We start from the raw sequence: 13,774 nt of genomic DNA on the forward strand, positions 1-13,774 counted from the left end.
GGGCTGGGGGCCGCCGGCCGGGGGGGTGGTTGCCGTCTCCGTGCACCCGAAACCCACGCACGGGCGGCGCAGCCGCCTAGAAGCCCAGGCGGCCCAGCTGTTTCGGGTCGCGCTGCCAGTCCTTGGCCACCTTGACGTGCAGTTCGAGGAAGATCTTGGTGCCGAGGAGCTTCTCGATCTGCAGCCGGGCCTTGGTGCCCACCTCGCGGAGGCGGGCGCCGCCCTTGCCGATCACGATGCCCTTCTGACTGGGCCGCTCGACGTACAGCAGTGCGTGGACGTCGAGCAGTTCGCCCTGCTTCTCGGTGCGTCCCTCGCGGGGAATGACCTCCTCGATGACCACGGCCAGCGAGTGCGGCAGTTCGTCGCCGAGCCCCTCGAGCGCCGCCTCGCGAATGAGCTCGGCCATCAGCGTCTCTTCGGGCTCGTCGGTGAGTTCGCCGTCCGGGTAGAACGCCGGGCCCTCCTCCATCTTCGACGCGAGGACGTCGACCAGCACCTCCACCTGCTCCCCGGACGCGGCGGACACCGGCACGACGTCCGTCTCGGGGCCGAGGAGCTGGGACACGGCCAGCAACTGCTGCCCGACCATGTCCTTGCTGACCTTGTCGATCTTCGTGACGATGCCGACGAGCGTGGTCTTGGGCGCGATCTGCCGGACCTGCTGCACGATCCACCGGTCGCCGGGGCCGATCTTCTCGTCCGCCGGGATGCACAGGCAGATCACGTCGACCTCGGAGTACGTGTCGCGCACGAGGTCGTTGAGGCGCTGCCCGAGGAGGGTCCGGGGACGGTGCAGGCCCGGGGTATCGACGAGGATCAGCTGCGCGTGGTCGCGGTGCACGATGCCGCGGATGGTGTGGCGGGTGGTCTGCGGGCGCGACGACGTGATCGCGATCTTGCTGCCCACCAGCGCGTTGGTCAGCGTGGACTTGCCGGTGTTGGGTCGTCCGACGAAACAGACGAATCCGGAACGGAATTCGGGTTTACTCATGTTGCTCCTCGATCACGGATCCATCGGTTCGCGCGAAGACGACGGCCGCCTGCGCACTGATTTCGTGTAGTGCGTCGATTCCCGGGTCGTCCGCGTCACCGCCGATCACGGCGGCCGCTTCGAAACCCTCGGCGCCGCTCGACACAGCCGCCGCGACGGCGGCCTGCAGCGCGGTCAGCGACAGCGCCGCCAGCGCGACCGCTCCGGCCGCGTAGGTGCGTCCGTCGAGATCGCGGACCGCGGCGCCCTGCCCACTTCCGGTGCGGCCGAGCGCCCCCCGCGCGAGCACCACCAATTTCGCGTCCTCGGCGTCCAATTCAGTCATCGTCACCCTCCCGTCGGCGGTCGTCGGCATCGTCGTCGTCGACAGGTGCCCGTTGCACGAACACCGTGCTGATCCGCACCCGCCCCCGCACGTCGGGCGAGCCCTCACCGCGGAGGACGAGTCCGTGGGACACGACCTCGGATCCCGGGAGCGGGACCCTGCCGAGTTCGTATCCGATGAGCCCACCGACCGTTTCGACTTCGTCGTTCTCGACCTCGGTGCCGAACAGCTCACCGAGATCCTCGATCGGCAGTCGCGCGGAGACGCGGAACATGCCGTCTCCGAGGTCTTCGACGGGCGGCGTCTCGTCCTGGTCGTATTCGTCGGCGATCTCGCCGACGATCTCCTCGATGACGTCCTCGATGGTGACCAGCCCGGCGACTCCGCCGTATTCGTCGACCAGCACCGCCATGTGGTTGCGGTCGCGCTGCATCTCGGCGAGCAGGCTGTCGAGGGGTTTGGAATCGGGCACGAACACGGCGGGCCGCATCACGTCGCGGACGAGGACACTGCGTCCGCCGTCCCGCGAGTGGTACGTCTCCTGCACGAGATCCTTGAGGTAGACCACGCCGAGCACGTCGTCGACGTTCTCCCCGATCACGGGGATGCGCGAATGCCCGCTGCGCACGGCCAGCGACGTCGCCTGCCCGGCGCTCTTGTCGCTCTCGATCCACACCATCTCGGTGCGCGGCACCATCACCTCGCGGGCGGACGTGTCACCCAGTTCGAACACCGACTGGATCATCCGGCGTTCGTCGTCGGCGACCACACCGCGCTCCTGTGCCATGTCGACGAGTTCGCGCAGTTCGATCTCGGAGGCGAAGGGGCCGTTGCGAAATCCCTTACCCGGGGTGATCGCGTTACCGATCAGGATCAGCAGGCGGCTGATCGGGCCGAGCAGGGTTCCGATGACCTGCAGGGGAAACGACGTGATCAGCGCGATCGAATACGCGTGCTGACGGCCGAGCGTGCGGGGGCCGACCCCGATCACCACGTAGTCGACGAGCACCATGATGATCGCGGTGACCGTGAGCGCCCACACGGGTTCGAGAAGGTCGGACAGTCCGCCGACGAGCACGACCGTCGCCGTGATCTCACACAGGATGCGCAGCAGCACCATGAGATTCACGTAGCGGGGGCGGTCGGACAGGATGCGGAGGACGCGGGTGGCGCCGGGACGGTCGTCCTTCGCCATCTCCTCGATGCGTGCGGACGAGATCGTGTTGAGAGCGGAATCGACGGCGGCGAAGACACCACCGAGAGGGACGAGGACGATCGCGAGGACGATCAGCGCGATGGCGCTACTCACAGAAGACCCTTCACGTGGCGGTTACTGATCCGGTGAGTCGAAGAAGCCGGCCTTGCCGAGCAGCTTCTGGTCCCGGGCAGCGAGTGCGGCGTCCCGCTCGGCTCGGCGCAGATCCTCGTACCAGTCTTCGAGCAACTGGTTCTGCAGGCCGAACATCTCCTTCTCCTCCTCCGGTTCGGCGTGGTCGTAGCCGAGGAGGTGGAGCACACCGTGCACGGTGAGCAGCGCGAGTTCGTGTGCGAGCGCGTGACCGGCCTTGTCGGCCTGGTCGGCGGCGAAGGACGGGCACAGCACGATGTCACCGAGCATCGACGGCCCCGGCTCGGGCGAATCCGGGCGACCGCCGGGCTCGAGTTCGTCCATCGGGAAGGACATCACGTCGGTGGGACCGGGCAGGTCCATCCACCGCATGTGGAGGTCGGCCATGGTGGCGGAGTCCACGAGGACCATCGACAACTCGGCCGCGGGGTGCACGTCCATCCTCGCGATCACGAAGCGGGCGACGCTGATCAGCTCCTCTTCGGAGACGTCCATGCCCGATTCGTTCGAGACTTCGATGCTCATGTGTGTCGCTTCCTCCTGGTTCCGGCGACACTCACCCTACCGTCGTGGAGAACGCGAGTGCGCCGCTCTGCGCTGTGCGCGGTTTCCGAGCTCGACCTTGTCGTCCCGGTCCGCCTCGAAACGCTCATACGCGTCGACGATGTCGGACACGAGCCGGTGCCGGACCACGTCGCTGCTGTTGAGTTCGGCGAAGTAGATGTCGTCGATGTCGCCGAGGATCTCGGTGGCCGCGCGCAGACCCGACCGGGCGCCGCCGGGCAGGTCGACCTGCGTGACGTCGCCGGTGACGACGACCTTGGAACCGAATCCGAGGCGGGTGAGGAACATCTTCATCTGCTCGGCGGTGGTGTTCTGCGCCTCGTCGAGGATGATGAACGCGTCGTTGAGCGTGCGGCCGCGCATGTACGCCAGCGGCGCCACCTCGATGACACCGGACTGCATCAGCTTCGGGATGGCCTCGGGGTCCATCATGTCGTGCAGCGCGTCGTGCAGCGGACGCAGGTACGGATCGATCTTCTCGTGCAGCGTGCCGGGCAGGAACCCGAGCCGCTCGCCCGCCTCGACCGCGGGGCGGGTGAGGATGATCCGCGACACCTGCTTGGTCTGCAGGGCCTGCACCGCCTTGGCCATGGCGAGGTAGGTCTTGCCGGTACCGGCGGGGCCGATGCCGAACACGATGGTGTTGGCGTCGATCGCGTCGACGTAGCGCTTCTGGTTGAGCGTCTTCGGCCGGATCGTCTTGCCGCGCCGCGACAGGATGTCGAGGGTGAGGACCTCGGCGGGAGATTCGCTCAGGCCCTGCGTGAGCATGCCCACGGTGCGACGGACCGCGTCGGGGGTGAGCGGTTGCCCGCGGCCGACGATGGAGCCCAGTTCGGCGATGACCCGTTCGGCGAGCGCGACGTCGCCGGGGCGTCCCGTCAGCGTGACGGCGTTGCCGCGTACATGGATGTCTGCGTCCAGGACCCGTTCGAGAGCGCGCAGATTCTCGTCGGAGGAACCGAGGAGAGGCGGGACCGTTTCGGGTGGGAGATCGATACTCGAACGCACGGTGCGTTCCGCCGGACGCGTGGCGCCGAACGTCTCGCCGTTCTGGTCGTGTTCGCTCACGTTTGGGATATGGCCTACTTTCCGGTTCCCGGGTGGTCGCGACGGTCGTCGTGATGAGGGAAGTCTATCGCTCGCAGGTCACAGCGCCCACCCGATTACGGGACGCCGGCCGCGAGGGGCGGGTTCGTGGCGACCGCGGTTCAGACCTCGACGGCGTCGGACAGCAGGGCGTCCCGCGAGATCTTCCAGCAGTCGGTCTCGGGATTGAGGAACGCGTAGTGATCCTCCCCCTCGACGACGTGCAGGGCGACCGGATCCCCGGCCGCCCGCGCCGCCTCGCTGTACCGCACGCTCACCTTCGCCGGAACCTGCGCGTCCTCCGTGCCGTGGATGCACACCACCGGCACCCCGACGGGAAGCCGGTGGTGGGGGGACGCGGCGCGGTACCGATCCGGGTCTTCGTCGAAGGGGACGCCGAGGAGATCCTCGATGTAGCCGATCCGCCGTCCGCGTTCGCCCGCGGACGCGAGGTCGAGGGCGCCGGCCTGGGACACGACCCGTTCCGCCCGGACCGCCGTCTGTGTCTCCCCGGCGAGCCACACCGCCAGCTGTCCACCGGCGGAGTGGCCGACCACCCGGACCTTCGACAGGTCGAACGGGACGGGCGACCGCTCGGCGACGGGACCGGCGATCGCGTCGAGTGCGGCGCGGACGTCCGCGGACATCTCGTCCCACCGGCCGCCGGCACCGAGCCTGCGGTATTCGACGTTCCACACGGCGACGCCGTGCCGGGCCAGGTCGACCGCGAAACTCGTCCCGAGGTTCAGGTGGTACTTCCCGCTCCAGAAACCGCCGTGGACGACCATCACCACGGGGACCGGGGTCGACACCGGTCCCTCGGGCGGATAGAAGTGCCCGAACTGCTGCGGTTCGGTTCCGTAGGCGATGCGAATGCGGTCCACGGGCTGTCAGGCTAGCGGGGCCGCGCCCCAGCGGTCGGTGAGGACCCCGATGGCGCCCAGCGCCACCGCGGCCGCGGTCGAGGTCCGCAGGACGTGCGGACCGAGCAGTACCGGGACGGCGCCCGCCTCCGTGAGCGACGCGATCTCCTCGTCGGAGATGCCGCCCTCGGGTCCGACGACGAGCACGATCTCGGCGGCCGTGCGCAGCGGAAGCTCGGCAAGTCCCTGGGTGGCCGCCTCGTGCAGCACGGCGACGACGCCGCCGCGTCCGGTGACCTCGCGGACGACGGCGAGCATTCCGGGGGTGCGGTGCAATTCCGACACCTCGGGGACGATCGCCCGCCGGGACTGTTTGGCGGCGGCGAGCGCCGCGCTACGCCAGCGCGCGACACCCTTCGCGACCTTCGGGCCCTCCCACCGCGCCACGCACCGCGACGACTGCCAGGGCACGATCGCGTCGACTCCCGCCTCGGTGGCCAGCTCGACCGCCAGCTCGGATCGCTCCGCCTTCGGAAGCGCCTGCACCACAGTCACACTCGGCGACGGCGCCGACACCTGCCGACGCTCGTGCACGGTGAGTTCGAGCCGGTCCTTCCCGGCGGCCGTCACTTCCGTGTCGGCGAGACCGCCGCGGCCGTCGGCCAGCACGATCCGCTCCCCGACACCGATCCGCCGCACCGTCGCCGCATGCCGGCCCTCCGGACCGTCCAGGACCGCGGTACTCCCCACGTCGGGCAGCGGGTCGAGGAAGAAGACCGTCGCCGCCACGGTCAGCGACCGCTGAAGGCTTCACGCAGGCGTGAGAACAATCCGCCGCTGTGCTGCGACTGGGTGGAGACGACCTCGGCGACGTCGCGGTCGCGCAGGTCCTTGAGTTCGCGGAGCAGTTTCGTCTCCTTGTGGTCGAGGCGCGACGGAACCACGACCTCGAGATGCGCGTGTACGTCGCCGCGGATTCCGGACCGCAACTTCGGCATGCCGTGCCCGCGCAGGACCGTCACCGATCCCGGCTGGGTTCCCGGCTCGATGGTGATCTCCTTGGGCCCGTCGATGATCGTGTCGATCGTCACGGTCGTGCCGAGGGCGGCGTCGATCATCGGCACCCGGATCGTGCAGTGCAGGTCCTCGCCGTCGCGGACGAACACCTCGTGCGCCTGCTCGACCACCTCGACGTACAGGTCGCCGGCCGGTCCGCCGCCGGGACCGACCTCGCCCTGCGCGGCGAGCCGGATCCGCATTCCGCCGGCCACGCCGGCCGGCACCTTCACGGTGATGTCGCGGCGGGCGCGCACACGGCCGTCGCCGCCGCACTTGTGGCACGGGTCGGGAATCGTCTCGCCGGCACCGCGGCACGTGGGGCACGGCCGCGACGTCATGACCTGGCCCAGGAACGAGCGCTGCACCGACTGGACCTCGCCCGCGCCGCCACAGGTCTCACACCGCACCGGGGTGGAGTCGCCGTTGGTGCCCGAACCGGTGCAGCTGTCGCAGAGGATCGCCGTCTCGACGGTGACCTGCTTGCTGACACCGGTCGCGCACTCCGCGAGCGTCAGCTTGGTGCGCAGGAGGGAATCGGCGCCCGGCTGGACGCGGCCCCGCGGACCACGGCCCGCGCCGCCCCCGCCGCCGAAGAACGCCTCGAACACATCGCCGAGTCCGCCACCGAAACCGCCGCCGAAGCCACCGCCTCCGCCGCCACCCGAGGACAGGGGGTCGCCGCCGAGGTCGACGATGCGCCGCTTCTCCGGGTCCGACAGCACCTCGTAGGCCGTCGAGATGTCCCGGAACCGGGCCTGCGCCGCCTCGTCGGGGTTCACGTCGGGATGCAGTTCCCTGGCAAGCTTGCGGTACGCGCGCTTGAGCTCCTGGTCGGTCGCCTTCTGATCGACGCCGAGCGTTGCGTAGTAATCCCGTGCCACGTTGAGTCTCTCGTCCTTCTCTACTTCGTTATCTCGCCACTGGTACGTGTACTCGCCCCTTCGCGGCGTTGTCGCCGGGGCCGGCCGTCACCGCTCGGCGAGCACCTGGCCGATGTATCTCGCAACGGCTGCCACCGACGCGATTGTTCCCGGATAGTCCATTCGGGTGGGCCCGAGCACGCCCATTCCGCCGAGCACGGTGCCCGCCGCACCGTAGCCGGTGGAGATGACGGACGTGCCGCGCATCTGCTCCACCTGCGTCTCCTCGCCGATCCGCACCGTCACGGTGCCGGCGTCCTGGGTGGCGGCCAGCAGTTTGAGCACCACCACCTGCTCCTCGAGCGCCTCGAGGACCGCGCGCAGCGAACCGGGGAACCCGCTGATACCCGTGAAGTCCGCGGCGTTCCGGGTCAGGTTCGCGGTGCCGCCGAGGACCAGCCGCTCCTCGGGATGCTCGACGAGCGTTTCCACCAGCACGGTGGCCGAGCGGACCACGGCGTCGCGCAGATCTTCCGGCGCCTCGTCGGCGAGTTCCGACACGGCGATGGACGCGGCCGCCAGGCGCTTGCCGTCGAGGGCGCCGCCGAGCAGTCCGCGCAGCCGCGCCAGGTCCTCGTCGTCGAGGACGTCGCCGAGTTCGACGATGCGCTGATCGACCCGGCCCGAGTCTGTGATGAGCACCAGCAGCAGGCGGGCGGGCGTCAGCGCGACCACCTCGAGGTGCCGGACCGACGACGCCGAGAGTGTGGGATATTGCACAACCGCGACCTGGCGTGTGAGTTGCGCGAGCAGGCGCACCCCGCGCCGGAGGACGTCGTCCAGGTCGACCCCGGACTCGAGGAAGTCGAGGATCGCGCGCCGCTCCGCCGTCGACAGCGGCTTCACGTCGGCGATGCGATCGACGAACTGCCGGTAGCCCTTGTCGGTGGGGACGCGGCCGGAACTCGTGTGCGGCTGGGCGATGTAGCCCTCGCTCTCGAGGAACGCCATGTCGTTGCGGACGGTGGCGCTGGAAACACCCAGATTGTGCCGCTCGACCAGCGCCTTCGACCCCACCGGCTCCTGGGTCGAGACATAGTCGGCGACGATGGCGCGGAGAACCTCGAACCGTCTGTCGTCCGTACTCGACATCGCCATCCACCTCCAGTTCTCGATCATCACGAGCAGCGGCGTCCCCGAACTTCCGTTCGGTTCGGCCGTCACATCCCCTGAGCTACGTGCGTGTGCACGCGCATCTCGGCTCGATCCAGTCTAATCGCCGCGCCGCCGATACCGGTTCAGGCCTTACTGTGGTGAGCGGAGACGAGCAGAAGGCAACGACCACGGGCGGATGACGAGGCGATGATTTTCAAAGGTGTCATGGACGGCAAGCCGTACCCGGACCACGGATTGTCGCTGCGCGACTGGTCCAAGATCCCGCCGCGGCAGGTGCGGCTCGACGAGATCGTCACCACCACCAAGGTCCTCGAACTCGACCGGCTGCTGTCCGAGGACTCGACGTTCTACGGCGACCTGTTCCCGCACGCGGTGCAGTGGCACGGGGTGCTCTACCTCGAGGACGGGCTCCACCGGGCCGTGCGCTCGGCGCTGCGGAACCGCGTGGTCCTGCACGCCCGGGTGTTCGACTACGACGAGATGCCGGGCATCGTCACGGCCTGAGGGGTCAGCGCAGCACCGTCCGGACCACGGCGTCGGCGAGCAGCCGCCCCCGGTCGGTCAGCACGAGGTGCTCGCCCTCGCGCACCAGCAGTCCGTCGGCGATTACCTCGCCGGCGGCGCGCCGCTCCGCGGCGTCCAGTTCCGAGACGGGTAGTCCCGTGCGCAGCCGCGCCGTGAGCATCACCCGCTCGACGTGGACGTCTTCCTCGGTCAGCTGTTCGCTCCCACCGACGGGCAGACTTCCCGCCGCCAGCTGGTCCGCGTAGCGCGCCGGATGCTTGACGTTCCACCAGCGCACCCCGCCGACGTGGCTGTGCGCACCGGGCCCGGCGCCCCACCAGTCCCCGCCGTCCCAGTAGCCCAGGTTGTGCCGGCAGGCCGCGTCGTCCCGCGCCCAGTTCGACACCTCGTACCAGGTCAGCCCCGCATCGGCGAGCCGCGCGTCGATGCGCTCGTACCGCGACGCGAGGACGTCGTCGTCCGGCGCGGGGAGTTCCCCGCGGCGCACCTTTCTGGCCAGCGCGGTGCCGTCCTCGACGATCAGCGCGTACGCGGACACGTGGTCGACGCCGGCGGAGAGCACCGCGTCCAGCGAGAGGTCGAGGTCCTCGTCGCGCTCTCCGGGCGTTCCGTAGATGAGGTCGAGGTTGACGTGCTCGAACCCGGCGGCCCGCGCCTCCCGGGCCGCGGCGACCGCACGTCCCGGTGTGTGAGTGCGGTCGAGGACCTTCAGCACATGCTGCGCCGCCGACTGCATGCCCAGCGAGATCCGGGTGAATCCGCCGGCCCGCAGCCGGTCGAAGAACTCGGGCGACGTGGACTCCGGGTTCGATTCGGTGGTCACCTCGGCGCCGTCGGCGAGCCCGAAACTCGACCGGATCGCGCCCAGCACGTCCGCGAGGCCGTCGCCGCCGAGAAGGGACGGTGTACCACCACCGACGAAGACCGTGTCCACGGCCGGTGCGCCCGTCATCTCGGCCGCGAGGTCGAGTTCGCGCCGCAGCCCCTCCATCCACGACTGCGGCGACGCCGACGTCCCCAGCTCGCCGGCCGTGTACGTGTTGAAATCGCAGTATCCGCAGCGTGTGGCGCAGAACGGCACGTGCACGTAGATCCCGAACGGCCGGCTCCCCACGCCCGCCAGCGCCCGTTCGGGCAGCGCGAACGCCGCCGCCTCGTCGCGACCGACCGTGGTACTGCTCGTTCCGTTCACCCCTCCAGTGTCCATGGTCGGCTCGCCTCCGTGTCCACGGTCGGCTCACCTCCGTGTCCCAGGGTTCTCGACCCGCTCTGCCCACCCACCCGCGGCGACCCCTCGTCGTGATATTTCCCGCAAAATTGGCGGAAATCGGTGCCCGGCTCTGCGTGAGCGATCTGACGTGGCACAATGGTCCGCATGACCGGACCCGGAGTGCGACTTGTGGCGCGTCGTCACGTCGATCTCAAGCGTGTCTGCAGCTGTTGTTGTCTGCCCTGTCTCGCGCAGTAATTCAGCCTGTCAGCCCGTTCATCATTCTTCTCGACTTCCGGCCGGATTCGAATGCCCCGAGCGAGGATCAGCCCTCCTCCTCGGCCTGAGCCGGTGCACCGTGAGATTCAGGAGTGCTCCATGACGTCGACCACCGACGCCTCCCCCGCTGTCGCCCCGGCAGCACCCGCGCGGACGCGCACGGCGAAGCCGGCCCGGCGACGTGCCGAAGGCCAGTGGGCCCTCGGCTACCGCGAGCCCCTCAACGCCAACGAGCAGGCCAAGAAGGACGACAACCCGCTCAACGTCCGGGCCCGCATCGAGAACATCTACTCGAAGCAGGGCTTCGACAGCATCGACAAGAGCGACCTGCGCGGCCGCATGCGGTGGTGGGGTCTCTACACCCAGCGCGAGCAGGGTTACGACGGCACCTTCACCGGTGACGAGAACATCGACCTGCTCGAGGCCCGGTACTTCATGATGCGGGTGCGCTGCGACGGCGGCGCCCTGAACGTGGAGCAGCTTCGCACCCTCGGCGGCATCTCCACCGAGTTCGGTCGCGACACCGCCGACCTCTCCGACCGCGAGAACGTCCAGTACCACTGGATCGAGATCGAGAACGTCCCGGAGATCTGGAAGCGTCTCGAGTCCGTCGGCCTGCAGACCACCGAGGCCTGCGGCGACTGCCCGCGCGTGGTGCTCGGCTCCCCGCTGGCCGGCGAATCCCTCGACGAGGTGCTCGACCCGACGCCGGCGATCGACGAGATCGTGCGCCGCTACATCGGCAAGCCCGAGTACTCGAACCTGCCGCGCAAGTTCAAGACCGCCATCTCCGGCCAGCAGGACGTGGTCCACGAGATCAACGACGTCGCGTTCGTCGGCGTCAACCACCCCGAGCACGGCCCCGGCCTGGACCTGTGGGTCGGTGGCGGCCTGTCCACCAACCCGATGCTCGCGCAGCGGGTCGGCGTCTGGGTGCCGCTCGACGAGGTTCCGGACGTGTGGGAGGCCGTGGTCTCGATCTTCCGCGACTACGGCTACCGCCGGCTGCGCTCCAAGGCGCGGCTGAAGTTCCTGATCAAGGACTGGGGCATCGAGAAGTTCCGCGAGGTGCTCGAGACCGAGTACCTGAAGCGGAAGCTGATCGACGGCCCGGCACCGGCCAAGCCGGAGCGCCCGATCGACCACATCGGTGTGCAGAAGCTGCGCAACGGGCTCAACGCGATCGGTTTCTCCCCGATCGCGGGCCGGGTGTCGGGCACCATCCTGACCAAGGTGGCCGAGGCGGTGGCCGCCGTCGGTTCCGACCGCATCCGCTTCACCCCGTACCAGAAGCTGATCGTGCTCGACGTGCCGGACGACAAGGTCGAATGGCTGATCGACGAGCTCAAGCCCCTCGGGCTGCACGGCCGTCCGTCGCACTGGCGTCGAAACCTGCTGGCATGCAGCGGCATCGAGTTCTGCAAGCTGTCGTTCACCGAGACCCGCAAGCGGTCGCAGGTGCTCGCGCCGGAACTCGAGGAGCGCCTGGCGGACATCAACGCCAGCCTGGACGTGCCGATCACGGTGAACATCAACGGCTGCCCCAACTCCTGCGGCCGGTCCCAGATCGCCGACATCGGGTTCAAGGGCATGCTCGTCGACGACGGTGCAGGCAACCAGATCGAGGGCTTCCAGGTGCACCTGGGCGGCAGCCTCGGCCTCGACGCCGGTTTCGGCCGCAAGCTGCGACAGCACAAGGTGACCAGCGCCGAGCTGGGCGACTACATCGAGCGCGTGGTGCGCCAGTTCGTCAAGCACCGCAACGAGGGCGAGCGATTCGCCGAATGGACCGTCCGAGCAGACGAGGAGGACCTGCGATGAGCGTCGACCTTTCCAGCGCAACCGAGGACGACCTGAGGCGCCTTGCCTCGCAGGGGGCGGCAAGTCTCGAGGGCGCCTCCGCTCGGGAATTGCTGCGGTGGACGGAAGATACGTTCGGGAGCGACTACATCGTCGCCTCGAACATGCAGGACGGTGTGCTGGTGCACCTCGCGGCCCAGGTTCATCCCGGCGTGGACGTACTGTTCCTCGACACCGGTTACCACTTCGCGGAGACCATCGGCACCCGTGATGCCGTCGAGCAGGTTTACGGCGTCAACGTGATCAACGCGCGCGCCGAGGCGAGTGTCGCCGAGCAGGACGCGGCGGAGGGCAAGGATCTGTTCGCCCGCGAACCCAACCGGTGCTGCGCACTGCGGAAGGTCGCCCCGCTGAAGAAGACGCTCGCAGGCTACAAGGCGTGGGTCACCGGCATCCGCCGGGTCGAGGCCCCCACACGCGCCAACGCCCCCCTGATCTCGTTCGACGACGCGTTCGGTCTGGTGAAGGTCAATCCGATCGCTGCGTGGTCCGACGAAGACATGCAGTCCTACATCGACGAGCACTCGATTCTGGTGAATCCGCTCGTCGACGAGGGCTATCCGTCCATCGGGTGCGCTCCGTGCACCAGCAAGCCAGCCCCCGGCAGCGATCCGCGCAGCGGACGCTGGGCCGGTCAGGCCAAGACAGAATGCGGGTTGCACGCCTCATGACCATCGATATCTCCACCTCCCTCGCAGAAGCCGCCGTGCGGCCGCAGTTGGACGGATCGCAGTTCGACACGCTCGACGCCCTCGAGTCGGAAGCCATTCACATCTTCCGTGAGGTCGCGGGCGAGTTCGAGCGCCCGGTGATCCTGTTCTCCGGCGGCAAGGACTCCACGGTGCTGCTGCACCTGGCGATCAAGGCGTTCTGGCCTGCGCCGCTGCCGTTCGCGCTGCTGCACGTCGACACCGGTCACAACCTGCAGGAAGTCCTCGACTTCCGCGATCACGTCGTCGCCAAGTACAACCTGCGCCTGCACGTGGCGAAGGTCGAGGACTACCTGGCCGACGGCCGTCTCACCGAGCGTCCCGACGGGATCCGGAACCCGCTCCAGACCGTTCCGCTGCTCGACGCGATCGCCGAGAACCGTTTCGACGCCGTCTTCGGTGGCGCGCGCCGCGACGAGGAACGGGCCCGGGCCAAGGAGCGGATCTTCTCGCTCCGCAACAGTTTCGGCCAGTGGGACCCGAAGAAGCAGCGCCCCGAGCTGTGGAACCTGTACAACGGCAAGCACTCCCCGGGTGAGCAGGTCCGCGTCTTCCCGCTCAGCAACTTCACCGAACTCGACATCTGGCGGTACATCGCCCGCGACAACGTCGAACTGGCCAGCATCTACTACGCACACCAGCGCGAGGTGTACCAGCGCGACGGCATGTGGATGACGCCCGGCGTGTGGGGCGGACCGTCCGAGGGTGAAGACCTGCAGACGCTGTCGGTGCGCTACCGCACCGTCGGCGACGGGTCGACCACCGGCGCAGTGCTGTCCGAGGCCGGCGACAACCAGGCGATCCTCGCCGAGGTCGCGGCGTCCCGGCTGACCGAGCGCGGCGCGACCCGCGGCGACGACCGAGTTTCCGAAGCGGCCATGGAAGACCGCAAGCGAGAGGGCTACTTCTGAT

Annotated in this window: 15 protein-coding genes; 5 read left to right on the forward strand and 10 right to left on the reverse strand. The window is 68.9% G+C overall.

The window, feature by feature from the left end:
• Positions 1–76 precede the first annotated feature (76 nt).
• The 9 genes from era to hrcA all read right to left on the reverse strand — a co-directional run bounded on the left by era (position 77) and on the right by hrcA (position 8,254).
• On the reverse strand, positions 77–994 hold the full coding sequence (era, locus tag ACFTWF_RS31435) for a GTPase Era (RefSeq protein ID WP_378465017.1): 918 nt from the start codon (positions 992–994) through the stop codon (positions 77–79).
• Positions 987–1,319 (reverse strand): cytidine deaminase, encoded by a 333-nt coding sequence (locus tag ACFTWF_RS31440; RefSeq protein ID WP_378465018.1) that lies wholly within the window; start codon positions 1,317–1,319, stop codon positions 987–989. Before ACFTWF_RS31440 ends, era begins: the two co-directional genes overlap by 8 nt.
• Entirely contained in the window at positions 1,312–2,628 is a 1,317-nt protein-coding gene (locus ACFTWF_RS31445) for a hemolysin family protein (protein ID WP_378465019.1), read from the reverse strand. The genes ACFTWF_RS31440 and ACFTWF_RS31445 overlap by 8 nt, the downstream gene beginning before the upstream one ends.
• 21 nt (positions 2,629–2,649) lie before the next feature.
• Positions 2,650–3,192, reverse strand: a complete 543-nt coding sequence (gene ybeY / locus ACFTWF_RS31450; RefSeq protein WP_185724552.1) for an rRNA maturation RNase YbeY — start codon at positions 3,190–3,192, stop codon at positions 2,650–2,652.
• Positions 3,193–3,228: 36 nt separating this feature from the next.
• Complete coding sequence (locus ACFTWF_RS31455) at positions 3,229–4,302, reverse strand: PhoH family protein (RefSeq protein WP_378465020.1); 1,074 nt, start codon at positions 4,300–4,302, stop codon at positions 3,229–3,231.
• A 140-nt stretch (positions 4,303–4,442) separates the two neighbouring features.
• Positions 4,443–5,204 carry an alpha/beta hydrolase family protein gene (locus ACFTWF_RS31460; RefSeq protein ID WP_378465021.1) on the reverse strand — a complete coding sequence of 254 codons (762 nt, stop codon included), beginning with the start codon at positions 5,202–5,204 and terminating at the stop codon, positions 4,443–4,445.
• 6 nt (positions 5,205–5,210) lie between these two features.
• Positions 5,211–5,972: a 16S rRNA (uracil(1498)-N(3))-methyltransferase gene (locus ACFTWF_RS31465; protein ID WP_378465022.1), complete on the reverse strand. Its 762-nt coding sequence runs from the start codon at positions 5,970–5,972 to the stop codon at positions 5,211–5,213.
• Between the two features lie 2 nt (positions 5,973–5,974).
• Positions 5,975–7,123 (reverse strand): molecular chaperone DnaJ, encoded by a 1,149-nt coding sequence (gene dnaJ, locus ACFTWF_RS31470; protein ID WP_185724556.1) that lies wholly within the window; start codon positions 7,121–7,123, stop codon positions 5,975–5,977.
• Between the two features lie 87 nt (positions 7,124–7,210).
• Complete coding sequence (hrcA, locus tag ACFTWF_RS31475; protein ID WP_012688203.1) at positions 7,211–8,254, reverse strand: heat-inducible transcriptional repressor HrcA; 1,044 nt, start codon at positions 8,252–8,254, stop codon at positions 7,211–7,213.
• Positions 8,255–8,464: 210 nt separating this feature from the next.
• Here hrcA and ACFTWF_RS31480 point away from each other — a divergent pair, with 210 nt between their 5' ends.
• Positions 8,465–8,782, forward strand: coding sequence for a type II toxin-antitoxin system VapB family antitoxin (locus ACFTWF_RS31480; RefSeq protein WP_005261240.1), 318 nt, complete (start codon positions 8,465–8,467; stop codon positions 8,780–8,782).
• Positions 8,783–8,786: 4 nt separating this feature from the next.
• On the opposite strand, the gene hemW is transcribed toward ACFTWF_RS31480, so the two are convergent.
• A complete protein-coding gene (hemW, locus tag ACFTWF_RS31485) occupies positions 8,787–10,010 on the reverse strand; it encodes a radical SAM family heme chaperone HemW (RefSeq protein WP_378465023.1) in 1,224 nt (407 codons plus the stop codon).
• Between the two features lie 168 nt (positions 10,011–10,178).
• Here hemW and ACFTWF_RS31490 point away from each other — a divergent pair, with 168 nt between their 5' ends.
• From ACFTWF_RS31490 to cysD, 4 genes are all read left to right on the forward strand, one after another.
• Positions 10,179–10,271 (forward strand): Ms4527A family Cys-rich leader peptide, encoded by a 93-nt coding sequence (locus tag ACFTWF_RS31490; protein ID WP_369426193.1) that lies wholly within the window; start codon positions 10,179–10,181, stop codon positions 10,269–10,271.
• Between the two features lie 120 nt (positions 10,272–10,391).
• On the forward strand, positions 10,392–12,113 hold the full coding sequence (locus ACFTWF_RS31495; protein ID WP_378465024.1) for a nitrite/sulfite reductase: 1,722 nt from the start codon (positions 10,392–10,394) through the stop codon (positions 12,111–12,113).
• Positions 12,110–12,823: a phosphoadenylyl-sulfate reductase gene (locus ACFTWF_RS31500; protein WP_378465025.1), complete on the forward strand. Its 714-nt coding sequence runs from the start codon at positions 12,110–12,112 to the stop codon at positions 12,821–12,823. Before ACFTWF_RS31495 ends, ACFTWF_RS31500 begins: the two co-directional genes overlap by 4 nt.
• Positions 12,820–13,773, forward strand: a complete 954-nt coding sequence (gene cysD / locus ACFTWF_RS31505; protein WP_378465026.1) for a sulfate adenylyltransferase subunit CysD — start codon at positions 12,820–12,822, stop codon at positions 13,771–13,773. The genes ACFTWF_RS31500 and cysD overlap by 4 nt, the downstream gene beginning before the upstream one ends.
• The last annotated feature ends 1 nt before the right edge of the window (position 13,774 follow it).

It is taken from the genome of Rhodococcus sp. NPDC056960 (assembly GCF_042674125.1).
GTDB lineage: Bacteria > Actinomycetota > Actinomycetes > Mycobacteriales > Mycobacteriaceae > Rhodococcus_F.

Coding starts and splice junctions, on each gene's coding strand:
- hemW (WP_378465023.1), bottom strand. CDS start 10,010: ATGGACACTGGAGGGGTGAACGGAACGAGCAGTACCACGGTCGGTCGC.
- ACFTWF_RS31490 (WP_369426193.1), top strand. CDS start 10,179: ATGACCGGACCCGGAGTGCGACTTGTGGCGCGTCGTCACGTCGATCTC.
- hrcA (WP_012688203.1), bottom strand. CDS start 8,254: ATGTCGAGTACGGACGACAGACGGTTCGAGGTTCTCCGCGCCATCGTC.
- ACFTWF_RS31480 (WP_005261240.1), top strand. CDS start 8,465: ATGATTTTCAAAGGTGTCATGGACGGCAAGCCGTACCCGGACCACGGA.
- era (WP_378465017.1), bottom strand. CDS start 994: ATGAGTAAACCCGAATTCCGTTCCGGATTCGTCTGTTTCGTCGGACGA.
- ybeY (WP_185724552.1), bottom strand. CDS start 3,192: ATGAGCATCGAAGTCTCGAACGAATCGGGCATGGACGTCTCCGAAGAG.
- ACFTWF_RS31440 (WP_378465018.1), bottom strand. CDS start 1,319: ATGACTGAATTGGACGCCGAGGACGCGAAATTGGTGGTGCTCGCGCGG.
- ACFTWF_RS31495 (WP_378465024.1), top strand. CDS start 10,392: ATGACGTCGACCACCGACGCCTCCCCCGCTGTCGCCCCGGCAGCACCC.
- ACFTWF_RS31500 (WP_378465025.1), top strand. CDS start 12,110: ATGAGCGTCGACCTTTCCAGCGCAACCGAGGACGACCTGAGGCGCCTT.
- cysD (WP_378465026.1), top strand. CDS start 12,820: ATGACCATCGATATCTCCACCTCCCTCGCAGAAGCCGCCGTGCGGCCG.